Genomic DNA, 24100 nt, shown 5'->3' with positions numbered 1-24100 from the left:
CATCAGGCATCGCTTGTCGGATGCGGCGCGAGCGCCTTATCCGACCTGCATCGGAGTCACCCGTAGGCCTGATAAAACGCGTTAAGCGTCGCATCAGGCATCATTCATCGGATGCGGCGATAACGCCTTATCCAGTCTACAGTGCAGGTGAGGCTTAAACTACTACACGTCCAGCAGCAGACGCGTCGGATCTTCCAGCAACTCTTTGATTGTCACCAGGAAACCCACGGATTCGCGACCATCGATCAGGCGGTGATCGTAGGACAGCGCCAGGTACATCATCGGCAGGATCTCAACCTGACCATTCACCGCCATCGGACGATCTTTAATAGCGTGCATGCCCAAAATTGCGCTCTGCGGCGGGTTGATGATAGGCGTAGACATCAGGGAACCGAACACACCACCGTTGGTGATGGTAAAGTTACCACCGGTCAGATCTTCAACCGTCAGCTTGCCGTCACGGCCTTTCACAGCCAGCTCTTTGATTTTCTTCTCAATGTCAGCCATGCCGAGGGTATCGACATCACGCAGAACCGGCGTTACCAGACCGCGCGGCGTAGAAACTGCCATGCTAACGTCGAAATAGTTGTGGTAAACCACATCATCGCCATCAATAGATGCGTTCACTTCCGGGTAACGTTTCAGCGCTTCAACAACCGCTTTCACATAGAAGGACATAAAGCCCAGACGGATGCCGTGGCGTTTTTCAAACGCTTCACCATACTGCTTACGCAGATCCATAATCGGCTTCATGTTGACTTCGTTGAACGTGGTCAGCATAGCGGTGGAGTTTTTCGCTTCCAACAGACGCTCTGCCACGCGCTTACGCAGACGAGTCATCGGTACACGTTTTTCGCTACGAGCAGCCAGTGCTGGTTGAGCCGCCGGAGCAGTTGCTGCCGGAGTTGCATCTTTCGCCGGGGCTTTCGCCAGATGTTTTTCCACATCTTCACGGGTCAGACGACCGCCAACACCGGTGCCTTTAATAGCGCTGGCATCGAGGTTGTGTTCAGCCAGCAGGCGACGGATCGCCGGGCTTAACGCGTCGTTGTTTTGCTCTTCCAGAGACGCCTGCTGACGTTGCGCAGGCGTGGACGCTTTCTCTTCAGATTTAGCGCTGGTTTCTTTACCCGCGCTATTGCCTTCACGCAGGCGGCCGAGGATCTGACGAGACGTTACGGTTGTACCTTCATCTTCCAGAACCGCATCCAGAATGCCGTCTGCTGATGCCGGTACTTCCAGTACCACTTTGTCAGTTTCGATTTCCACCAGCACTTCATCACGTACGACTGCGTCGCCGGGTTTTTTATGCCAGGTTGCGACGGTGGCATCAGCTACGGATTCAGGCAGGTCAGGGACCAGAATATCTACGCTACTCATTTTGTATCCTTTATTTATTCGACGTTCAGCGCGTCATTAACCAGATCTTGTTGCTGTTTCTGGTGAACGGACATATATCCTACCGCCGGAGAGGCGGAGGCCGGGCGGCCTGCATAACGCAGAGAAGCCCCAAACGGAATCACTTCACGGAAATGATGCTGGCTGCAGTACCATGCGCCCTGGTTGAGCGGCTCTTCCTGGCACCAGACAAAATCCTTGACGTGAGCAAACTGCTGCAACACTTCCTGCATCGCTTTATGCGGGAACGGGTAGAGTTGCTCGATACGCACGATGGCGACATCTTGTTGATTGTTCTTACGGCGTTGTTCAAGCAGGTCGTAATAAACCTTACCAGAACACATCACTACGCGCTTCACGCCCTTCGGATCAAGCTCGTCGATTTCACCGATGGCTGGCAGGAAGGTGCCGTTCGCCAGTTCTTCAAGGCTGGAAACCGCCAGCGGATGACGCAGCAGCGATTTCGGTGACATGACCACCAGCGGACGACGCATCCCGCGCAGCGCCTGGCGACGCAGCATGTGGTAAACCTGTGCCGGAGTAGACGGTACGCAAACCTGCATGTTTTGCTCGGCGCAAAGTTGCAGATAACGTTCCAGACGCGCGGAGGAGTGCTCCGGCCCCTGCCCTTCGTAACCGTGCGGCAGCAGCATCACCAGACCACACATACGGCCCCATTTCTGTTCGCCGGAGGAGATGAACTGGTCAATAACGACCTGGGCACCGTTGGCAAAGTCACCGAACTGTGCTTCCCAGATGGTCAACGTCCGCGGTTCTGCGGTGGCATAACCGTATTCAAATGCCAGCACTGCTTCTTCAGACAGTACGGAGTCCCAGACGCGGAACGCGCCCTGACCGTTATGAATATGTTGCAGCGGCGTATAAGTGGAGCCGTTGGACTGGTTGTGAATCACTGCGTGACGGTGGAAGAAGGTTCCGCGACCGGAGTCTTCACCAGACAGACGAACCGGAATACCTTCATCAACCAGCGTGGCGTAAGCAAGGTTTTCCGCGCCGCCCCAGTCAAACAGTTTTTCACCGGCCGCCATCGCCTGGCGATCACCATAAATCTTGGCAACGCGAGACTGCATCTCAATGGCTTCTGGCACCGTGCTGATACGTTTTGCCAGTTCCTGCAAACGCTTCATCTCAACCTTGTTCGGGTATTCTTCATCCCATTCGTGGTTGAGATACGGCGACCAGGTGAAAGAGTGCATGTTCATCGGACGCCACTCAGCCACTACGCAATCGCCCGCATCCAGCGCATCGCGGTACAGGTTAACCATCTCGGTGGCATCTTCCAGCGTCGCCACTTTTTCCTGCTCCAGCTTGTCCGCGTAGATTTTGCGCGGCGTCGGATGTTTTTTGATTTTCTGATACATCAGCGGCTGGGTTGCACTCGGCTCGTCGGCTTCGTTGTGGCCGTGACGGCGGTAGCATACCAGGTCGATGAAAACATCACGTTTGAAGGTGTTACGGAAATCGAGCGCCAGACGGGTAACAAAGGCAACCGCTTCCGGATCATCCGCATTAACGTGGAAAATCGGTGCCTGTACCATCTTACCAATATCAGTACAGTACGGCGTAGAACGGGCATCCAGCGGGTTAGAGGTAGTGAAGCCCACCTGGTTGTTGATAACGATACGCACCGTACCGCCAACTTCATAACCACGCGCTTTTGACATGTTCAGGGTTTCCTGAACTACGCCCTGTCCGGTCACTGCGGCATCACCGTGGATGGTGATTGGCAGCACTTTGTTGCTGCTCGGCTCATCAAGTCTGTCCAGACGGGCACGAACAGAACCGATAACCACCGGGCTTACAATCTCAAGGTGAGACGGGTTAAACGCCAGCGCCAGGTGTACCAGGCCGCCATCGGTCTGGAAGTCAGACGAGAAGCCCATGTGGTATTTCACGTCGCCCGTGCCGAGGTGTTCTTTATGCTTACCGGCAAACTCGTCGAACAAGTCTTGCGGTTTTTTACCCAGCACGTTCACCAGCACGTTCAGACGACCACGGTGCGCCATCCCGAGAACCACTTCACGGGTGCCGCTGTTGCCAGCGTGGCGGATCATCTCTTTAAGCATCGGGATTAACGCGTCACCGCCTTCCAGCGAGAAGCGTTTTGCGCCAGGGAATTTTGCGCCGAGGTAACGTTCAAGGCCTTCAGCGGCGGTCAGTTCGCTTAAGAAGCGTTTTTTCTCTTCGCTATTGAACGTCGCGCGACCAGACTCGATACGCTGTTGGATCCAGCGTTTTTCTTCGGTGCTGGTAATGTGCATATACTCGGCGCCAATCGGGCCGCAGTAGGTTTGCTTGAGAGCTTCCAGCAGCTCGCCGAGTTTCATGGTTTCTTTGCCGCTGGCAAATGAACCGACGTTGAAGGTCTCCTGGAAGTCTGCTTCGGTCAGATCGTGGAAAAACGGATCCAGATCGGCCACTTTATCTTGCTGCCACAGTCCCAGCGGATCGAGATTCGCATGTTGGTGACCACGGAAGCGGTATGCGTTAATGAGCTGCAGGACTTTAACCTGCTTCACATTGGTGTCAGGGTCGGAGATCGTTGAAGAGTAACGTGAAGCATCTTTCGCCAGGCGGCGGAAATATTCACGCGTTTGAGAGTGGAATTGATCCGGTTTGACTCCCGTACCAGGTAACTGCTGGAACGTCGAACGCCAGTTAGCGTCAACCGAGTCAGGATCGGTTAAGAAGTCTTCATAGAGCTGTTCTATCCAGCTCTGGTTTGCGCCAGAGAGGTAAGAAGAGTCCAACCAGGCTTTCAAAGCGCTGTTCTGCATCGTGATCCCTTAAGCATCTTTTTTATGCTTACTTAATACTCTAAATAGTTCACGTTTCAGGAAGTTGGTCAGCTTGTGAATCCCCGGGAGCTTACACTCAGTAAGTGACCGGGGTAAGCAAGCGCAACCAACGCACATGCAACGTGAAATATGACGAGTATTTTCGCCGTGGATACTACCACGCACAATGATGTGCGTGCCGGGGTTCACTTGTTGCGGACTTGTCGTATTTTCTGCGTCCGCTAAGGAACCTTTAAAAACTGTCTTAGTGTCAGGGGCAGTTTTTAAAGATTTCCTGCATTTCTTTTGTAGGCCGGATAAGGCGTTCACGCCGCATCCGGCTCTGGTTGCCTGATGCGACGCTTGCGCATCTTATCAGGCCTGAGGTTTACGCATTGCGTTGCAACAACATCGACTTGATATGGCCGATGGCGCGCGTCGGGTTCAGCCCTTTTGGACAGACACTGACGCAGTTCATGATGCTGTGACAGCGGAATACACTGAATGCATCGCTCAAACCGTCAAGGCGGCTGTCAGTCTCGGTATCACGGCTATCGATAAGGAAACGATACGCCGCTAACAAGCCTGCCGGACCGATAAACTTATCGGGGTTCCACCAGAAAGACGGACAAGAGGTTGAACAACATGCGCAGAGAATACATTCATACAGCCCGTCGAGTTTTTCACGTTGCTCTGGCATTTGTAAATGCTCACGAGCTGGTAGATTTTGTCCATTATTCAACAAGTAAGGCTTAATTTTCTCATATTGGGCATAGAATTGTCCCATGTCTACCACCAAATCGCGGATCACCGGTAAACCAGGCAGCGGGCGAATCACAATCTTCTTGCCCGGCTGGTTGAGTGCCGAAATTGGGGTTATACAAGCCAGACCATTTTTGCCGTTCATGTTCAGACCGTCAGAACCGCACACCCCTTCACGGCAGGAGCGACGGAACGACAGGCTGGGATCTTTCTCTTTGAGCTGAATAAGCGCATCCAGCAGCATCATGTCGCGACCTTCTTCCGCTTCCAGGGTGTAATCCTGCATACGCGGAGCATCATCAACATCCGGGTTATAGCGATAAATTGAAAACTCGAGTCTCATTTTCCTGTCTCCGCATTAGTAAGTACGAATCTTCGGCGGGAATGCCGGGCGCAGTTTCGGTTCCATGTTGACGCTACGTCGCGTCATGGATTCCGACTCTGGCAGATACAGGGAGTGGCACAGCCAGTTTTCATCATCACGATCCGGGAAGTCGAAGCGGCTATGCGCGCCACGGCTTTCGGTACGGAAATTAGCAGAAACAGCCGTTGCATAAGCCGTTTCCATCAGGTTATCCAGTTCCAGGCACTCAACGCGCTGAGTGTTGAACTCACTGGAGGTGTCATCCAGACGAGCATTTTTCAGCCGCTCGCGGATCACTTTCAACTGCTCAAGGCCTTTCGCCATCGCATCACCTTCCCGGAATACCGAGAAGTTATGCTGCATACATTCTTGCAGTGCTTTGCGAATCGCCACCGGATCTTCACCGTTACGGTTGTTGTTCCAGCGATTCATGCGTTCCAGAGAGGCTTCAACATCAGACTCGCTGGCATCGCGCAGTGCACCCTGTTCACTGATAGATTCTTGCAGATGCAGACCCGCCGCTCGTCCAAATACCACCAGATCCAGCAGAGAGTTACCGCCAAGACGGTTAGCGCCGTGTACCGATACACAGGCAATTTCGCCCACCGCAAACAGCCCTGGAATCACCACATCTTCGCCTTTCTCGTTCACGGTCAGCGCCTGACCAGTCACTTTGGTCGGAATACCGCCCATCATGTAGTGGCAGGTTGGGATAACCGGAATCGGTTCTTTCACCGGATCGACGTGAGCAAAGGTTCGGGAGAGTTCAAGGATACCCGGCAGACGGGATTCAAGAACTTCTTTACCCAGGTGGTCGAGTTTCAGTTTTGCGTGTGGCCCCCACGGACCATCACAGCCGCGACCTTCACGGATTTCGATCATGATGGAACGCGCCACCACATCACGCCCCGCCAGGTCTTTGGCGTTCGGTGCATAACGCTCCATAAAGCGTTCGCCATGTTTGTTCAGCAGATAACCGCCTTCACCACGACAACCTTCAGTCACCAGCACACCCGCACCCGCAATGCCGGTCGGGTGGAACTGCCACATTTCCATATCCTGCACTGGTACGCCAGCACGGATAGCCATGCCAACGCCGTCGCCGGTATTAATGTGGGCGTTGGTGGTGGACTGATAAATACGCCCTGCCCCGCCAGTCGCCAGCACCGTTGCGCGGGCTTTGAAGTAAACCACTTCACCGGTTTCGATGCACAGTGCGGTACAACCGACCACCGCGCCATCCTGGTTTTTCACCAGATCCAGCGCATACCACTCGGAGAAAATGGTGGTGTGGTTTTTCAGGTTCTGCTGATAAAGAGTGTGCAACAGTGCATGACCGGTACGGTCAGCCGCCGCCGCAGTACGTGCCGCCTGCTCACCGCCGAAGTTTTTCGACTGACCGCCAAATGGACGCTGATAAATACGACCATCATCAAGGCGCGAGAACGGCAGGCCCATATGTTCCAGTTCCAGAATCGCTTCCGGCCCGGTTTTACACATATATTCAATCGCGTCCTGGTCACCGATATAGTCCGACCCTTTGACGGTGTCGTACATATGCCATTCCCAGTTATCTTCATGGGTATTACCCAGCGCAACGGTAATGCCGCCTTGCGCAGAAACAGTATGGGAACGGGTCGGGAAGACTTTGGAAAGCAGCGCACAGGTCTGGCCGCTCTGGGAAATTTGCAGCGCCGCGCGCATACCTGCGCCACCGGCACCAATCACAACTGCATCAAATTCTCTGACTGGCAATTTCATCACACACCCCACACCACAACGAATCCATAAATCACGTAAACCACCAGCGCAACAACAATTACCAGTTGCAGCATCAGACGCAAGGCCAGCGGTTTAACGTAGTCGGTCAACACCTGCCACATGCCGATCCAGGCATGAATCAAGATGGAAAACAGCGCCAGCAGGGTAAACACTTTGGTGAACGCAGAGGCAAAGAAACCGCTCCAGACTTCATATGTCAGCTCGCTACTGGTAGCGAAAAAACCAACCATATAAATGATGTAGAGCGTCAGGACGATAGCGGTGGCGCGAACGAGGATGAAATCATGTACGCCATTGCGTCCTAATGCGGAGGCGTTGCTTACCATACGAGGACTCCTGCGAGAAGTGAAAGCACGACAGTGATAACAAAGGAGATTTTGGCGGAGCGTTTACCCGCTTCGAATGTTTCTTCCAGATAGCCAAAATCCATCATCATGTGGCGAATACCTACGACGACGTGATATGCCAGAGCGGTAAGGATGCCCCACATGATAAATTTGACGAAGAAGCTGCCCATAATGGCGGAAGCTTGTTCGAAACCTTCGGGGGAAGAGAGACTGGAACCCAGAAGCCACAGCAGGATGCCCACTGCAACAAACGTGATCACACCGGAAACGCGATGAAGAATGGACGCTATCGCCGTGATGGGGAACCGGATGGTCTGTAGGTCCAGATTAACAGGTCTTTGTTTTTTCACATTTCTTATCATGAATAACGCCCACATGCTGTTCTTATTATTCCCTGGGGACTACGGGTACAGAGGATAACTTTCTGTTACCTGGAGACGTCGGGATTTCCTTCCTCCGGTCTGCTTGCGGGTCAGACAGCGTCCTTTCTATAACTGCGCGTCATGCAAAACACTGCTTCCAGATGCGAAAACGACACGTTACAACGCTGGGTGGCTCGGGATTGCAGGGTGTTCCGGAGACCTGGCGGCAGTATAGGCCGTTCACAAAATCATTACAATTAACCTACATATGGTTTGTCTGGTTTTATCCAGAACAGTGATCTGAGTCACGATAAAAACATTTATTTAATTTTTAATCATCTAGTTTGACAATCATTCAACAAAGTTGTTACAAACATCATCAGGAAAAGCATATAATGCGTAAAAGTTATGGGGTCACTATTTCACCTAAGATTAACTTATGTAACAGTGTGGAAGTATTGACCAATCCATCCAGGACAGTTATTAGTGATAGACAGGTTTAATAATTCGGATTGCTAAGTGCTTGATTCGCCGTTTATTCGTCATCAATGAATACTTTACCTGCAAGCGCCCAGAGCTCTGTACCCAGGTTTTCCCCTCTTTCGCAGAGCGGCGAGCCAAATAACAATCGGGTAAAGCCAGGTTGATGTGCGAAGGCAAATTTAAGTTCCGGCAGTCTTACGCAATAAGGCGCTAAGGAGACCTTAAATGGCTGATACAAAAGCAAAACTCACCCTCAACGGGGATACAGCTGTTGAACTGGATGTGCTGAAAGGCACACTGGGTCAAGATGTTATTGATATCCGTACTCTCGGCTCAAAAGGTGTATTCACCTTTGACCCAGGCTTCACTTCAACCGCATCCTGCGAATCTAAAATTACTTTTATTGATGGTGATGAAGGTATTTTGTTGCACCGCGGTTTCCCGATCGATCAACTGGCGACCGATTCTAACTACCTGGAAGTCTGTTACATTCTGCTGAATGGTGAAAAACCGACCCAGAAACAGTATGACGAATTTAAAACTACGGTTACCCGCCATACCATGATCCACGAACAGATTACTCGTCTGTTCCACGCCTTCCGCCGCGACTCTCATCCGATGGCGGTCATGTGCGGTATTACCGGCGCACTGGCGGCGTTTTATCACGACTCACTGGATGTTAACAATCCACGTCATCGTGAAATCGCGGCGTTCCGTCTGCTGTCGAAAATGCCGACCATGGCAGCAATGTGCTACAAGTATTCCATTGGTCAGCCATTTGTTTACCCACGCAATGACCTCTCCTACGCCGGTAACTTCCTGCACATGATGTTCTCCACACCGTGCGAACCGTATGAAGTCAATCCGATTCTGGAACGCGCGATGGATCGTATTCTGATCCTGCACGCAGACCATGAACAGAACGCGTCGACCTCTACCGTGCGTACCGCTGGCTCTTCGGGTGCGAACCCGTTCGCCTGTATCGCAGCAGGTATCGCCTCTCTGTGGGGGCCGGCTCACGGTGGTGCTAACGAAGCTGCGCTGAAAATGCTGGAAGAAATCAGCTCGGTGAAACACATTCCGGAATTTATGCGTCGTGCGAAAGATAAAAATGACTCTTTCCGCCTGATGGGCTTCGGTCACCGCGTGTATAAAAACTACGACCCACGCGCCACAGTAATGCGTGAAACCTGCCACGAAGTGCTGAAAGAGCTGGGCAGCAAAGATGAGCTGCTGGAAGTGGCTATGGAGCTGGAAAACATCGCGCTGAATGACCCGTACTTTATCGAGAAGAAACTGTACCCGAACGTAGATTTCTACTCCGGTATCATTCTGAAAGCGATGGGTATTCCGTCTTCTATGTTCACCGTGATCTTCGCCATGGCGCGTACTGTCGGCTGGATTGCTCACTGGAGCGAAATGCATAACGAAGGCATGAAAATCGCCCGTCCACGCCAACTGTATACTGGTTACGAAAAACGCGATTTTAAAAGCGATATCAAACGCTAGTCTTTGATTACTGCGCAGTAAATTCTTTTAACCCGTCCTCTATATGGCGGGTTAATTTTTATATACCTAAACACAAAAAACTGTAAAAATTAAATCGAGTACAAATATCCATAAATAGGGTTAAAAAATGTGATAACTCATATTCTGAGCAGAATGATAAGTTTAACTTTATACTTCCCCGTCGGTAGCATCATTAACCCAATGAAAATTATGCATATCCAAATGCGCCCTACCTTTATCACATAAAACAATAAATTTACACAATCAATTAATGGCCCCATTACATAACAAGATTTTTAATATTGTTAAATAAAACAAAACATATTCAATTGCCAGCTCAGATATTCTTGTCACGCAATACTCTATCTCTTTATTTAAAGGACTCAGTTATGTTTAAAGGACAAAAAACATTAGCTGCACTGGCTGTATCTCTGTTGTTCACAGCACCTGTTCATGCTGCTGATGAAGGTTCCGGTGAAATTCACTTTAAAGGTGAAGTTATTGAAGCACCGTGTGAAATCCATCAGGATGATATCGATAAAGAAGTTGAACTCGGCCAGGTGACCACCAGCCACATTAATCAGTCACATCACAGCGATGTCGTTGCTGTCGACCTACGCTTAGTCAATTGCGATCTGGAAAACTCTAATAACGGTTCCGGTGGCAAGATTTCTAAAGTCGCGGTCACCTTTGACAGCTCAGCGAAAACCACCGGTGCAGACCCGATACTCAACAATACCAGCACTGGAGAAGCCACCGGTGTCGGTGTGCGTTTAATGAATAAGGATCAAAGTAATATCATTTTAGGCACAGCTTCTCCGGACATCGACCTGGCACCGACGTCCAGCGAGCAAACGCTGAATTTCTTTGCCTGGATGGAACAAATTGATCAGGTTACACCAGTAACTCCAGGCGCAGTTACGGCTAACGCGACCTACGTGCTGGATTATAAATAAGTATTATTTTGGCGGCGTCATCGCCGCCTTTCTTCAAATATTTATCAGGTATGGACACCGTGAATATTTATCGACTCTCTTTTGTATCCTGCCTGGTCATGGCGATGCCTTCCGCAGTGGCGGTCGAATTCAACCTGAATGTCCTCGATAAATCAATGCGCGACCGCATTGATATTTCATTATTAAAGGAAAAAGGTGTCATTGTTCCCGGTGAATATTTTGTTAGCATTGCAGCAAATAATAACCAAATCAGTAATGGGCAAAAAATTAACTGGCAAAAAAATGGTGACAAAACCATTCCGTGCATCAATGAATTACTGGTCGATAAATTTGGCTTAAAACCTGAAGTCCGTCAGTCGTTACCACTGATAAATCAGTGCGTCGATTTTAGCTCCCGACCTGAAATGCTCTTCAATTTTGATCAGGCCAATCAGCAACTGAATATCACTATTCCGCAAGCCTGGCTGGCGTGGCATTCAGAAAACTGGATGCCACCCTCCACATGGAAAGAAGGTGTCGCCGGGATCCTGATGGATTACAACCTGTTTGCCAGCAGCTACCGCCCACAGGATGGCAGCAGCAGCACTAACCTGAACGCCTACGGAACAGTCGGAATTAACGCAGGGGCATGGCGCTTACGCAGTGATTACCAGTTGAATCAGACCGATAGCGATGATAACCATGAACAGTCAGGCGAAATATCACGCACTTATCTTTTTCGCCCATTACCGCAATTAGGTTCAAAATTAACCCTCGGTGAAACGGATTTCAGTTCCAATATTTTCGATGGCTTTTCTTATACCGGCGCGGCACTGGCGAGTGACGATCGGATGTTACCGTGGGAACTGCGCGGCTACGCCCCACAAATTAGCGGTATAGCACAAACCAATGCCACGGTGACTATCAGTCAATCAGGCCGCGTTATTTACCAGAAAAAAGTCCCGCCAGGCCCGTTTATCATTGATGACCTTAATCAGTCCGTCCAGGGTACGTTAGATGTTAAAGTGACAGAGGAAGATGGTCGTGTGAATAATTTCCAGGTGTCGGCAGCATCAACGCCCTTCCTGACGCGCCAGGGGCAGGCTCGCTATAAACTGGCCGCAGGCCAGCCACGACCCTCCATGTCACATCAAACTGAAAATGAAACCTTTTTTAGCAATGAAGTTTCCTGGGGTATGCTCTCAAACACCTCGCTGTACGGCGGCCTGCTGATTTCTGGTGATGACTACCATTCTGCCGCATTGGGTATCGGGCAAAATATGCTCTGGCTTGGCGCGCTATCGTTTGATGTCACCTGGGCCAGTAGCCATTTTGACAACCAGCAGGACGAGCGGGGCTTAAGCTATCGCTTTAATTACAGCAAACAAGTAGATGCCACAAACAGCACGATTTCGCTCGCCGCTTATCGCTTCTCAGATCGTCATTTTCACAGCTACGCCAACTATCTGGATCACAAATACAACGACAACGATGCGCAAGATGAAAAACAGACAATCAGCTTATCCGTAGGCCAACCAATTATCCCGCTGAATCTCAACCTGTACGCCAACCTCTTACATCAGACCTGGTGGAACGCAGATGCCTCCACGACTGCCAACATCACGGCGGGCTTTAATGTTGATATTGGTGACTGGAAAGATATCTCAATCTCAACGTCGTTCAATACGACCCACTACGAAGACAAAGATCGCGACAACCAGATTTACTTGTCGATTTCATTACCCATTGGTAACGGTGGTCGAATCGGTTATGACATGCAAAACAGTAGCAGCAGCACCACACACCGCATGTCATTGAATGATACGCTGGATGAACGTAATAGCTGGGGCATGTCTGCAGGAATGCAATCCGATCGCCCGGATGATGGCGCACAGTTGAGCGGCAACTATCAACATCTGAGTTCGGCGGGCGAATGGGATCTTTCTGGCACCTATGCCGCCAATGATTACAGCTCTGTCAGCACTAGCTGGAGCGGTTCTTTCACCGCAACCCAATATGGTGCAGCGTTCCATCGCCGCAGCTCCACCAATGAACCACGGTTGATGATCAGCACCGATGGTGTGGCAGATATCCCGGTTCAGGGCCAACTCGATTATACCAATCATTTTGGTATCGCCGTGATACCGCTAATTTCCAGTTACCAGCCGTCCACCGTGGCAGTCAACATGAATGATTTACCTGACGGCGTGACGGTAGCAGAAAATGTCATCAAAGAAACGTGGATTGAAGGCGCGATTGGTTACAAATCGCTGGCATCCCGTTCCGGTAAAGACGTTAACACCATCATTCGCACCGCCAACGGCCATTTCCCACCTCTCGGTGCCGATATCCGGCAGGATGACAGCGGTATCAGCGTGGGTATGGTTGGCGAAGAAGGTCATGCCTGGTTAAGCGGTGTTGCTGAAAATCAACAATTTACCGTGATCTGGGGTGACAAACAAAGTTGCATTATTCATCTACCAGAACGTCTGGAAGACACAACAAAACGCCTGATTTTACCTTGTCATTAATTAAGGAAAAGCGAATGACATTTATTAAAGGACTGCCACTGATTCTGTTAACCGTCAGCCTGGGTAGCTACGCTGCAGTGCAACCTGATCGCACACGCATTGTGTTTAACGCCAATGATAAAGCCACCAGCCTGCGAATAGAAAACCAGAGTGACAAACTGCCTTATCTTGCTTATTCCTGGATAGAAAATGAAAAAGGGGAGAAAAGCGACGATCTTCTGGTCGCCCTGCCACCGATTCAACGTCTGGAACCGAAAGCAACATCGCAAGTGCGGATTGTAAAACAAGCATCAACTCCAAAATTGCCCGGCGATCGCGAAACGCTGTTCTACTATAACATGCGCGAAATTCCTCCAGCCCCGGATAAAAGCAGCGATCATGCGGTACTTCAGATCGCTATCCAAAGTCGTATCAAATTGTTCTGGCGACCTGCAACGTTACGCAAGAAAACAGGTGAACATGTAGAACTGCAGTTACAGGTTAGCCAACAGAGCAACCAACTGACACTGAAAAATCCTACCGCCTATTATCTGACTATCGCCTACCTGGGGCAAAATGAAAAAGGGGTACTCCCCGGTTTCAAAACCACTATGGTCGCACCTTTCGGCTCGGTAACCACTCATACGGGAAGCTATAACGGCAGTCAATTTTACCTCGGCTACATGGATGATTACGGCGCATTGCGAATGACCACCCTGGACTGTAACGGGCCGTGTCGTTTACAGCCAGTGGAGGCGAAGAAATGAGTGCTGGCAAAGGATTATTACTTGTTATTTGTCTGCTATTTCTGCCGCTGAGGTCTGCGCTGGCGCTGGACTGTTATTTTGGTGCATCGGGTGGTCAGGTAGAAAAATCAGAAAATATTCAGCCGTTTGCTGTACCGGGTAATGCCAAACCCGGCGATAAAATCTGGGAGTCTGATGATATTAGAATTCCCGTCTATTGCGACAACAATACTAACGGCAACTTTGAGAGTGAGCATGTTTTTGCTTGGGTAAACCCGTACCCAGGCGTGCAGGACCCCTATTATCAATTAGGCGTAACCTATGAAGGTGTGGACTATGACGCCAGTCTGGGGCAAAGCCGCATCGACACGAATCAGTGTATCGATAGTAAGAAAATTGATATTTACACCCCGGAACAGATCATTGCGATGGGCTGGCAAAACAAACTTTGCTCCGGTGAGCCGACAAATATTCATAAATCACGGACTTTTATTGCACGTATGCGACTTTACGTCAAAGTCCGCACCATGCCGCCTCATGATTATCAAAGTACTCTCAGCGACTACATCGTGGTGCAATTTGATGGCGCGGGCAGTGTTAACGAAGATCCCACCGCCAGAAACCTGAAATATCATATTATCGGTCTGGAAAACATTCGCGTGCTGGATTGCAGCGTGAATTTTTCTATTACCCCAGCCAATCAGGTGATTGATTTCGGTAAATTTAATGTGCTGGATATCCGGCGGCATAACATGACAAAAACGTTCGGTATTAAAACGACCAAATCACAAAATGATCAATGCACCGACGGATTTAAAGTTAGCTCCTCGTTTTATACAGAAGAAACGTTAGTTGAAGACGATAAAGCATTACTCATTGGCAACGGACTTAAGCTGCGGTTACTGGATGAAAACGACTCGCCCTACACCTTCAACAAATACAGCGAGTATGCCGATTTCACCAGCGACATGTTGATCTACGAAAAAAACTATACGGCTGAACTTTCGTCCACGCCAGGCACTCCCATCGAGGCTGGGCCATTCGACACGGTGGTGCTTTTTAAAATTAACTACAACTGATGAGACTAATGCCCTTTGCCAGTACAGGGCATCTTATTCAGATAATTACTGATTTTCCCCTTTTCCTTGATTGCCGTTATTTTTTCCAGGTCCGGCTTTCTTTATGCTGTATCGATACACCAAAGATAAAATAACGAGGATACGAAGGATGCCAGTCTTGCAGTGGGGAATGTTATGTGTGTTGTCACTTCTCCTTTCTATTGGCTTCCTCGCGGTACATCTCCCGGCGGCGCTATTGCTCGGACCGATGCTCGCCGGGATCATCTTCAGTATGCGCGGAGTGACCCTGCAACTCCCCCGCTCCGCTTTTCTCGCCGCGCAAGCCATTCTTGGCTGCATGATTGCGCAAAACCTCACCGGTTCTATTCTCACCACTCTGGCCGTTAACTGGCCGATTGTGTTAACTATTTTGCTGGTAACGTTGCTTTCCAGCGCCATCGTGGGCTGGTTATTGGTGCGCTATAGCTCACTGCCCGGAAATACCGGTGCCTGGGGTTCTTCCCCTGGCGGTGCGGCGGCAATGGTTGCTATGGCACAAGATTACGGCGCAGATATTCGCCTGGTGGCGTTTATGCAGTATCTGCGAGTTCTGTTTGTCGCGGGCGCGGCGGTTCTGGTAGCGCGAATGATGCTGGGCGATAACGCTGAAGCGATGAATCAGCAAATAGTCTGGTTCCCGCCCGTCAGCATAAATCTCCTGTTTACCGTCTTGCTCGCGGTCATTGCTGGCACGGCGGGATGCCTGTTGCGTCTTCCTTCCGGCACGATGCTCATCCCGATGCTGGCGGGTGCGGTGCTCCAGTCTGGCGAGTTCATCACGATTGAGTTACCGGAATGGCTGCTGGCGATAGCATATATGGCGATTGGCTGGCGGATTGGGCTGGGTTTCGATAAGCAAATCTTACTGCGGGCATTACGCCCACTGCCGCAAATCCTGTTGTCGATTTTTGCACTGCTGGCTATTTGTGCCGGTATGGCGTGGGGGCTGACCTGGTTTATGCATATTGATTTTATGACCGCCTACCTCGCCACCAGCCCTGGCGGGCTTGATACGGTAGCGGTCATCGCCGCAGGGAGCAATGCCGATATGGCGCTCATCATGGCGATGCAAACCCTGCGCCTGTTCAGTATTTTGCTGACGGGGCCAGCCATTGCGCGGTTTATTTCAACCTATGCGCCGAAACGTTCTGCCTAGTGCTGGCAGCCAGGGCACCAGTAAAACGGGCGCGAAGATAGCGTGGTTTTCTCAATGATGCTGCCACACCGTTCGCACTTCTCACCATCACGATGAAAAACCTTAAAGCTGAACAGCGCCCCGTGATGTTTATTCTCATCAACCTGACCACGCGTTTTGTACGAGAGGCGCGGGATATCCAGTAGCGCGTGCGACAGCGCATCCAGTTGTGTCGCGTTAAGTTCTTTCGCTTTATGATTTCCGGTCAACCCAACCTGCCAAAGGATCTCCACCCGCAGATAGTTGCCCAGCCCCGCCAGAAACGCCTGGTCGAGCAGTAATCCGGCGAACTGACGGTTACGAAAGCGCAGCGACAATAACCGTTCTTTCACCCCTTCCGGCGTCAGATTCGGGTCGAGCACATCGGGGCCGACCCGTTGTAAGAACGGATGCGTAGTCAATTGTCCCGGCGTCAACATCTCAATATCCGAGGCGCTATAAAGCAGAATGGTTTTGTCGGCCGTTTGCAGTTTTACCCGCAACACCCGCGTGGTCTGCGGCTCTTCGCCGGTATCAACCACTCGCCAGACACCGTAGAGTTGGTTATGGCTATAAAGCGTTAACCCGCCGGAAAAATGGGTCAGCAACGCTTTTCCGCGCGTTTCCACATGGGTGACGTGTTGACCAATAAGTTGTGATTGATAAGTTTTTAACTGCGGGAAGGCAAACCAGACATCGGTCAGTGGTTTGCCTTTGATCGCCGCCTCCAGGTTATCCGCTGCACGGCGGATCTCCGGGCCTTCAGGCATGGTGATTTCCTTTTTTCGTTCTTTATTCAACGGGATTATGCTGCAACCATAATCCTTTTTTCGGCAAATGCAGATCGTAGCCGGCGGGCGAATGCCAGTGCATGCTCACCGTCGCCATGCAAACAGACTGTCTGTACTGTTACCGTCGCCCATTCGCCAGTGATACTCTTCACTCTGCCGTGTTGCACCATCTCCAGCGTTTGCCCCAACGCCTGTTCTTCATCTTCAATCAACGCGCCAGGCTGGCTTCGCGACACCAGCGAGCCGTCAGCCTGATATCCACGATCGGCAAACACTTCCTCACGCGTTGTCAGGCCATATCGCTTGCCTGCACGAATCAGTTCGCTTCCTGCCAGTCCAACGAGAATCAATGCCGGATCGCAAGCGTAAACCGCTCTGGCGATGGCGTCTGCCAGTTGTGCGTCTCTCGCCGCCTGGTTGTACAGCATGCCATGGGGTTTGACGTGACGCATCACACCACCTTCACCACGGGCAATCGCCGCCAGCGCGCCAATCTGATACAACGTCTGGGCGTAAACCGTTTCCGGCGGCAGTTGCATGGCGCTGCGTCCAAAGTTTTCCCTGTCGGGGAAACTCGGGTGCGCGCCAATCGCTACACTATTTTTTATTGCTTCACGCACGCAAGCCTGCATAGTTTGCGCGTCGCCTGCATGAAATCCACAGGCAATATTGACTGAGGAAACCAGCGTTAATAGCTCAGCGTCACTGGCGCAGCCTTCACCCAGATCGGCGTTCAGGTCAATTTTCATTGTGCAGCCGCCACGCTAATTGTTCGAAATAACGTTGCTGATCCTGCCGCGCTTTTAGTGCCTCTTCCAGTGAACACTGGACAAAATGAATCGGCTGTCCGAGTGGAATTTGCGCCAGATGGTACATATCGGCCTCAATGATACAGGCAATGCGCGGATAACCGCCGGTCGTCTGTGCATCATTCATCAACACAATCGGCTGACCGTTATGCGGCACCTGCACCACGCCCGGCAACAAGCCGTGAGATAACAACTCGCGGGATGTATTACGCTTTAAGATTTGCCCCTGTAAGCGATAGCCCATCCGGTTACTTTGCGGGCTAAGCTGCCAGGGCGAACGCCAGAATGCATCCTGCGAGGCGCGATCGAACTCATGGTATTCCGGCCCCGGTAAGGCGCGAATCCGGTTACCCCACAACAACTGTTTAACGCCTTGCGCTTCCATAAAATCACGCTTCGCTTTGCCGATGGGGAGTCGGTCTCCATCCTTCAGTAAGCGCCCTTCCAGCCCGCCAATCCCTACTTTGAGATCGGTACTGCATGATCCCATCACTGGCGGAACATCAATACCGCCCGCCACGGCCAGATAGCTGCGTACACCATGTTGTGGGCGTTTAAGCGTTAAACGCTGACCTGCTTTCATCGGCAAACGCCAGCCCGTCCAGACGGCGTTATCATCCAACCGAGCTTCGCAACCCGCGCCTGTCAGGGCAAACCAGCCGTCGCGTTCAAATTCAACCGTTAACTGACCGAGCGTGATTTCCAGTGCCGGAGCGTTAGCATCATTACCCACCAGCAGGTTAGCAATGCGCAGCGCAGGCAAATCCAGCGCTCCACAGTGGCTGATACCCGACTGGCGAAAGCCGTGACGACCGCCATCCTGAACAGTGGTGTACATCCCCGCGCGAATAATCTTCAGCATACTCCCTCCTTCTGCGGCACAAAGCGCACGCTGTCTCCAGGACGTAATAAGATAGGCTCGTCACGGGTCGGGTCAAACAAACTGAGCGAGGTATGACCAATCAACTGCCAACCGCCCGGCGTTGCCACCGGATAAACACCCGTTTGCGATCCACCGATCCCGACAGACCCCGCCGGAACAAGCAAGCGCGGTTCTGCGCGTCGTGGCGTGTTTAGTTGTTCCGGCAAACTCCCGAGATACGGGAAGCCCGGTTGAAAACCTAAAAACCAGACCACGTATTCCACGGAGGAGTGCAATTCAACAACCTGTTTTTCGCTCAACCCACAATGCGCCGCAACCACCGACAAATCCGGCCCGCCTGCGCCACCATAAACCACCGGGATTTCGATAAAGCGTGACTCTGGCTCCAGTGCCTCACTCTCCTCCCACCAGCGTTGCAAACGCTCTATAGCATCCAGCGCCAGCGACTCCGGATTACGTAAAATCACCGTGATATTGTTCATGCCGGGAATGGCTTCAACCACATTCGGCATATCCACCAGACGCTGGGCCAGTCGCCAGATACGTTTCTGGCTTGCCAACGTCACTGGCGGCTCCAGCTCCAGCACTACCGCCGTTTCGCCTAACAGATAACAACGCGCTCGTTGCACTTTCGATCCCTCTGATTATTCGTTATGCAGGATTAGGAATATCAATAAAGGTCACATCAAGATCGGTATTTTCATTCAACCACTCGCTTAACGCGCGAATACCACCGCGTTCAGTAGCATGGTGCCCCGCAGCATAAAAATGCAATCCCTGCTCGCGGGCAGAATGAATGGTTTGTTCAGAAACTTCGCCAGTAATAAAAGCATCCACGCCAAAACGCGCGGCGCTATCGATAAAACTTTGCCCGCCCCCCGTGCACCAGGCGACGCGCTGTACCACCTCCGGGCCGTTGTCGCCACACCACAACGGCTTGCGTCCCAGACGCGCTTCAATCCACGAGGCAAGTTCCAGCCCCGGCACCGGCATCGTCAGTTCACCCCACGGCACAAGTGGTTCGATCTCACCCATTACCGTAATCCCCAACAATGCCGCTAACTGCGCGTTATTGCCCAGTTCCGGATGCGCATCCAACGGCAGATGCCAGCCATACAGGTTGATGTCATTCGCCAGCAAGGTTTTCAAACGGTTACGCTTCATGCCGCGAATCACCGGCGATTCGCCTTTCCAGAAGTAGCCGTGATGCACGATCACCGCATCAGCCTCAAGACGCACAGCTTCATCGAGCAGCGCCTGGCTGGCGGTGACGCCGGTAACAATTTTTTGCACCGTCTCCTGGCCTTCCACTTGCAAGCCATTCGGCGCGTAATCACTTATCGCCGCGCTGTTCAGTTTCTCGTTAATCAGTTGTTCCAGTTCAGTGTTTTTCATCTTCGCGCCTTCTGTATTCTGATAGCTACACCGTTAACATAGCGTTACCTCGCCTGTTCGTCGATAGCCAATCTTTTGACATATTAAGAAACAAACACACCGCCAAAAGACGCAAATTGTTTATCTCGCCACGCCATAGTTCATGTATATTTATGCAAACAGACAGCATATTGCATAAATAATCAGATCTGTTTCAAGGTTTTAACTTTAAAGAAACACACGCACGCCACGCAACTATTACGTGGTGTCGCATCCAACCGCGGAATTATTATGAATAAACACGCATCACAGCCGCGCGCTATCTACTACGTTGTCGCGCTACAAATCTGGGAATATTTTAGCTTCTACGGCATGCGTGCCCTGCTGATTCTCTATCTCACTAACCAACTGAAATACAACGATACTCACGCTTACGCGTTATTCAGCGCCTACTGTTCGCTGGTGTATGTCACGCCGATCCTTGGCGGTTTCCTCGCGGATAAGGTTCTCGGCAACCGCATGGCAGTGATGTTGGGGGCGTTGTTGATGGCGATCGGGCATCTGGTGCTGGGTGCCAGCGAAATCCACCCGACATTCCTTTATCTCTCGCTGGCGATTATCGTCTGCGGCTATGGCCTGTTTAAATCTAACGTCAGTTGCCTGCTAGGTGAACTCTACGAGCCAACCGATCCACGTCGTGATGGCGGTTTCTCGCTGATGTATGCGGCGGGTAACGTGGGTTCTATTATCGCACCTATCGCCTGCGGTTATGCCCAGCAAGAGTACAGTTGGGCAATGGGCTTTGGCCTGGCTGCGGTTGGGATGATCGCCGGGCTGGTTATCTTCTTATGTGGCAATCGTCATTTCGCTCATACCCGCGGCGTTAACAAAGAGGTGCTGTGTGCGAAAAACGTTCTCCTGCCAAACTGGGGATGGCTGCTGGTTCTGCTGGTCGCAACGCCTGCACTGATTACCGTATTGTTCTGGAAAGAGTGGTCGGTTTACGCCTTAATTGTCGCCACTATCATTGGTCTTGGCGTGCTGGCAAAAATTTATCGCAAAGCAGAAAACCAGAAACAGCGTAAAGAGCTGGGGCTGATTGTCACTCTTACCTTCTTCAGCATGTTGTTCTGGGCCTTTGCACAGCAGGGCGGCAGTTCAATCAGCCTTTATATCGACCGTTTCGTTAACCGCGATATTTTTGGTTACACCGTTCCGACCGCCATGTTCCAGTCGATTAATGCCTTTGCCGTGATGCTGTGCGGTGTGTTCCTGGCGTGGGTCGTAAAAGAGAGTGTCGCGGGTAATCGTACCGTGCGCATCTGGGGGAAATTTGCACTTGGCCTCGGCCTGATGAGTGCCGGATTCTGCATTCTGGCCTTAAGTGCCCGCTGGTCTGCAATGTATGGTCACTCTTCTCTGCCACTGATGGTGCTGGGGCTGGCGGTGATGGGCTTTGCCGAACTGTTTATCGACCCGGTTGCCATGTCGCAAATTACACGCATTGAAATCCCCGGCGTGACCGGTGTATTAACCGGCATTTATATGCTGCTTTCTGGCGCGATTGCCAACTATCTGGCAGGGGTCATTGCCGATCAGACATCGCAAGCTTCGTTTGATGCTTCCGGGGCGATCAACTACTCCATCAATGCATATATTGAAGTGTTCGATCAAATCACCTGGGGTGCGCTGGCTTGTGTGGGGCTGGTACTGATGATTTGGCTGTACCAGGCGCTTAAGTTCAGAAACCGTGCGCTGGCGCTGGAGTCTTAATAAGTCAACACCGGTGCCTGATGCGACGCTGACGCGTCTTATCAGGCCTGGAGTCCCCTGCAATATATTGATTTTGCACTATTTAGTAGGCCGGATAAGGCGTTCACGCCGCATCCGGCATCCGGCATCCGGCATCCGGCATCCGGCATCCGGCATCCGGCATCCGGCATCCGGGCACGATTGCCTGACGCGTCTGTTATTTCCACTTCCTCGCAGCCTCATACGCTGCCAACGTTCGTACTCTCGCTTCTTTGTGATCAACAATCGGTTGCGGATAATCCAGCTTCACGCCTGCTTTCTCCGCCCATTTCCACGGCTCATGCACCAATTTCCCCGGCACATCGCGCAGTTCCGGTAACCACTGGCGGATAAACTCACCTTCGCGGTCAAATTTCTCGCCCTGAGTTGTCGGGTTAAAGATACGGAAATACGGCGCGGCATCAGTTCCGGTAGAAGCCGCCCATTGCCAGCCGCCGTTATTGGCAGCCAAATCACCATCAATCAGTTGCGACATAAAATATCGCTCGCCTTCGCGCCAGTCGATCAACAAATCTTTCACCAGAAAACTGGCAGTAATCATCCGCAGACGGTTATGCATCCAGCCAGTGCCATTAAGCTGGCGCATGGCAGCATCAACAATCGGATAGCCGGTCTTGCCTCCCTGCCAGGCCTTTAAATGCGCGGGGTTACTCTGCCACTGGACGCGATCGGTCCAGGCAATAAACGGGCGATGTTTACACAGCGAGGGGTGATACGTCATCAGATGGCGGTAGAACTCGCGCCAGATCAGCTCATTAAGCCAGACGCTACCCGCCCCGCCCTCCAGTGCCTGCGGTTGCTCTGCCAGCAGGCGATGCAAACACTGACGAGGCGATAATCCTCCCGTGGCCAGGCTGGCGGACAAACGGCTGGTGCCTTCCACTGCCGGAAAATTTCTTTGTTGCTCATACTCTCCGGCACCGCTCTGGCAAAACTGGCGTAATTGTGCAATCGCCGTTTTTTCTTCCACCGGAAAATGCGCTGTGTCGAAAGACTGACGGGGATAATTCAGCGTAATGGATGACGGGGGCGCTATCGATCCGCTACTACGAACTTTTGGTGCAGCGACGCACTCCGGTATCCCTTCCCGCAGCCGTTTCAGCCAGGCATTTTTAAACGGAGTAAAAACTTTGTACATCTCATGATTGCCGGTCATCACCGCGCCCGGTGGCAGGATCACGCTGCCGTCAAATCCTTCACACACCACGTTATGCAACGTTTTCTCAACCAGGGCATCCCGCGCTCGCTCGTTCACCTCGTACTGATAGTTATAAAACAGATGGGTTACGCGGTTTTCCTCACACACCTGTTTAACCATTTCAACGCTGGCGGCAAAATCATCCACTTCATGAAACAACAAGGGAATGCCTTTTTCCGCCAGCATGATTTGCAGTGTATTAAGTTGAGCATTGATAAATTCAGCCTGACGCGGCGACATATTATGCGTCGCCCACTGACGAGGTGTAGCAATATACAGCGCCAGCACGCGTGCAGACGGATTGCGACAGGCAGCCGCCAGCGCCAGATTATCGTGCAGACGTAAATCCTGGCGGAACCAGACCAGATGGGTGGTCATAAAACTCCTGCATAGCGCAAGTTAAAAATACGCGGCCAAAGTTCGAAATAACGCTGCCCTGAAAGCCAGGCGTTAGGATAAAGCGCCATATAGTGTTTGATACGCATCAGCGGCGCAAGAAGAGGCTGCTCGCCACGGCGATAACTGTCGATAAGCGCAGCCAGTTGCTGGCGTTCTGTAGAATCAAGGTACGGGCGAAAATAACCCTGAACGTGCATCAAAACGTTGGTGTGATCGCGCGGGTTGGCGGGGTGAGAAAGCAAAACAATTACGCGTTGGCGATATTCGTTGTAATAGTCATCCAGATTTTGCCACCGGTGAATATCAGCCACAAACGGGCCAAGTTTGCGGTACTCAGGCTGGGAATGAGCCAGAAAGACGAGTTTATAGCGGCTGTGATAATCGAGAAGCGCCCCGCGCGTTAAGCCTCGCTCTTTGAGATTGTGTAACGCATGCAAAGCAAAAATGCGGATAAGGGGGCTGTCATCTAATAGTTGGTGATCCATTACTGCTCCTGAACGGTTTACAGGAGTAAGTGTAGACGATGGGAAATGAGATTTGTGGAGT

General features: G+C 51.5%; 21 protein-coding genes. 8 read left to right on the top strand and 13 right to left on the bottom strand.

Annotation, left to right across the window (positions count from 1 at the left end; translation table 11 throughout):
• Positions 1 to 162 precede the first annotated feature (162 nt).
• From odhB to sdhC, 6 genes are all read right to left on the bottom strand, one after another.
• Positions 163 to 1380, bottom strand: a complete 1218-nt coding sequence (odhB, locus tag A31E_RS18780; protein ID WP_000099819.1) for a 2-oxoglutarate dehydrogenase complex dihydrolipoyllysine-residue succinyltransferase — start codon at positions 1378 to 1380, stop codon at positions 163 to 165.
• A gap of 14 nt (positions 1381 to 1394) precedes the next feature.
• The gene (gene sucA, locus A31E_RS18785) at positions 1395 to 4196 is read right to left on the bottom strand and encodes a 2-oxoglutarate dehydrogenase E1 component (protein ID WP_016248481.1); all 2802 of its coding nucleotides are present in this window, start codon (positions 4194 to 4196) and stop codon (positions 1395 to 1397) included.
• A gap of 388 nt (positions 4197 to 4584) precedes the next feature.
• Entirely contained in the window at positions 4585 to 5301 is a 717-nt protein-coding gene (sdhB, locus tag A31E_RS18790) for a succinate dehydrogenase iron-sulfur subunit SdhB (RefSeq protein ID WP_001235258.1), read from the bottom strand.
• 15 nt (positions 5302 to 5316) lie between these two features.
• Entirely contained in the window at positions 5317 to 7083 is a 1767-nt protein-coding gene (gene sdhA, locus A31E_RS18795) for a succinate dehydrogenase flavoprotein subunit (RefSeq protein ID WP_000775533.1), read from the bottom strand.
• Positions 7083 to 7430: a succinate dehydrogenase membrane anchor subunit gene (sdhD, locus tag A31E_RS18800; protein WP_016248480.1), complete on the bottom strand. Its 348-nt coding sequence runs from the start codon at positions 7428 to 7430 to the stop codon at positions 7083 to 7085. The genes sdhA and sdhD overlap by 1 nt, the downstream gene beginning before the upstream one ends.
• Positions 7424 to 7828, bottom strand: coding sequence for a succinate dehydrogenase cytochrome b556 subunit (gene sdhC, locus A31E_RS18805; protein ID WP_000263344.1), 405 nt, complete (start codon positions 7826 to 7828; stop codon positions 7424 to 7426). Before sdhC ends, sdhD begins: the two co-directional genes overlap by 7 nt.
• Positions 7829 to 8208: 380 nt before the next feature.
• Between sdhC and A31E_RS25640 the strand changes: the two genes are divergently transcribed.
• The 7 genes from A31E_RS25640 (at position 8209) to A31E_RS18835 (ending at position 16270) form a co-directional block, all read left to right on the top strand.
• Positions 8209 to 8316 carry a hypothetical protein gene (locus tag A31E_RS25640; RefSeq protein ID WP_122983127.1) on the top strand — a complete coding sequence of 36 codons (108 nt, stop codon included), beginning with the start codon at positions 8209 to 8211 and terminating at the stop codon, positions 8314 to 8316.
• A gap of 205 nt (positions 8317 to 8521) precedes the next feature.
• Positions 8522 to 9805, top strand: a complete 1284-nt coding sequence (gene gltA, locus A31E_RS18810; RefSeq protein ID WP_000785838.1) for a citrate synthase — start codon at positions 8522 to 8524, stop codon at positions 9803 to 9805.
• A gap of 389 nt (positions 9806 to 10194) precedes the next feature.
• Complete coding sequence (locus A31E_RS18815) at positions 10195 to 10761, top strand: fimbrial protein (RefSeq protein ID WP_000472404.1); 567 nt, start codon at positions 10195 to 10197, stop codon at positions 10759 to 10761.
• Between the two features lie 50 nt (positions 10762 to 10811).
• A complete protein-coding gene (locus A31E_RS18820; RefSeq protein ID WP_165755393.1) occupies positions 10812 to 13271 on the top strand; it encodes a fimbria/pilus outer membrane usher protein in 2460 nt (819 codons plus the stop codon).
• 14 nt (positions 13272 to 13285) lie between these two features.
• Positions 13286 to 14017, top strand: a complete 732-nt coding sequence (locus A31E_RS18825; RefSeq protein ID WP_001515994.1) for a fimbrial biogenesis chaperone — start codon at positions 13286 to 13288, stop codon at positions 14015 to 14017.
• On the top strand, positions 14014 to 15075 hold the full coding sequence (locus A31E_RS18830; RefSeq protein ID WP_001272413.1) for a fimbrial protein: 1062 nt from the start codon (positions 14014 to 14016) through the stop codon (positions 15073 to 15075). The genes A31E_RS18825 and A31E_RS18830 overlap by 4 nt, the downstream gene beginning before the upstream one ends.
• 148 nt (positions 15076 to 15223) lie before the next feature.
• The gene (locus A31E_RS18835; RefSeq protein WP_016248478.1) at positions 15224 to 16270 is read left to right on the top strand and encodes an AbrB family transcriptional regulator; all 1047 of its coding nucleotides are present in this window, start codon (positions 15224 to 15226) and stop codon (positions 16268 to 16270) included.
• Here the strand turns inward: A31E_RS18835 and nei are convergent.
• Genes nei through ybgI form a run of 5 tightly spaced genes read right to left on the bottom strand, consistent with a single transcriptional unit; the run spans position 16267 to position 20166 of the window.
• A complete protein-coding gene (gene nei, locus A31E_RS18840) occupies positions 16267 to 17058 on the bottom strand; it encodes an endonuclease VIII (RefSeq protein ID WP_016248477.1) in 792 nt (263 codons plus the stop codon). The genes A31E_RS18835 and nei overlap by 4 nt on opposite strands.
• A 35-nt stretch (positions 17059 to 17093) precedes the next feature.
• Positions 17094 to 17828, bottom strand: a complete 735-nt coding sequence (gene pxpA, locus A31E_RS18845) for a 5-oxoprolinase subunit PxpA (protein WP_016248476.1) — start codon at positions 17826 to 17828, stop codon at positions 17094 to 17096.
• On the bottom strand, positions 17818 to 18750 hold the full coding sequence (gene pxpC, locus A31E_RS18850; RefSeq protein ID WP_001515990.1) for a 5-oxoprolinase subunit PxpC: 933 nt from the start codon (positions 18748 to 18750) through the stop codon (positions 17818 to 17820). Before pxpC ends, pxpA begins: the two co-directional genes overlap by 11 nt.
• On the bottom strand, positions 18744 to 19400 hold the full coding sequence (pxpB, locus tag A31E_RS18855) for a 5-oxoprolinase subunit PxpB (protein ID WP_001188383.1): 657 nt from the start codon (positions 19398 to 19400) through the stop codon (positions 18744 to 18746). Before pxpB ends, pxpC begins: the two co-directional genes overlap by 7 nt.
• A 22-nt stretch (positions 19401 to 19422) precedes the next feature.
• Positions 19423 to 20166 carry a radiation resistance protein YbgI gene (gene ybgI, locus A31E_RS18860; RefSeq protein WP_000798885.1) on the bottom strand — a complete coding sequence of 248 codons (744 nt, stop codon included), beginning with the start codon at positions 20164 to 20166 and terminating at the stop codon, positions 19423 to 19425.
• Positions 20167 to 20436: 270 nt separating this feature from the next.
• On the opposite strand from ybgI, the gene dtpD reads away from it, so the two are divergent.
• Complete coding sequence (gene dtpD / locus A31E_RS18865; RefSeq protein ID WP_001032669.1) at positions 20437 to 21918, top strand: dipeptide permease DtpD; 1482 nt, start codon at positions 20437 to 20439, stop codon at positions 21916 to 21918.
• 196 nt (positions 21919 to 22114) lie between these two features.
• On the opposite strand, the gene phrB is transcribed toward dtpD, so the two are convergent.
• Positions 22115 to 23533, bottom strand: coding sequence for a deoxyribodipyrimidine photo-lyase (phrB, locus tag A31E_RS18870; RefSeq protein ID WP_016248475.1), 1419 nt, complete (start codon positions 23531 to 23533; stop codon positions 22115 to 22117).
• Positions 23530 to 24039 (bottom strand): YbgA family protein, encoded by a 510-nt coding sequence (locus A31E_RS18875; protein ID WP_000350026.1) that lies wholly within the window; start codon positions 24037 to 24039, stop codon positions 23530 to 23532. The genes phrB and A31E_RS18875 overlap by 4 nt, the downstream gene beginning before the upstream one ends.
• Positions 24040 to 24100 lie beyond the last annotated feature (61 nt).

The organism is Escherichia sp. KTE159 (assembly GCF_000408805.1).
GTDB lineage: Bacteria > Pseudomonadota > Gammaproteobacteria > Enterobacterales > Enterobacteriaceae > Escherichia > Escherichia marmotae.
The sequence above is the reverse complement of the archived record's forward strand: the minus strand, read 5'-3'. Positions and strand labels throughout refer to the sequence as shown.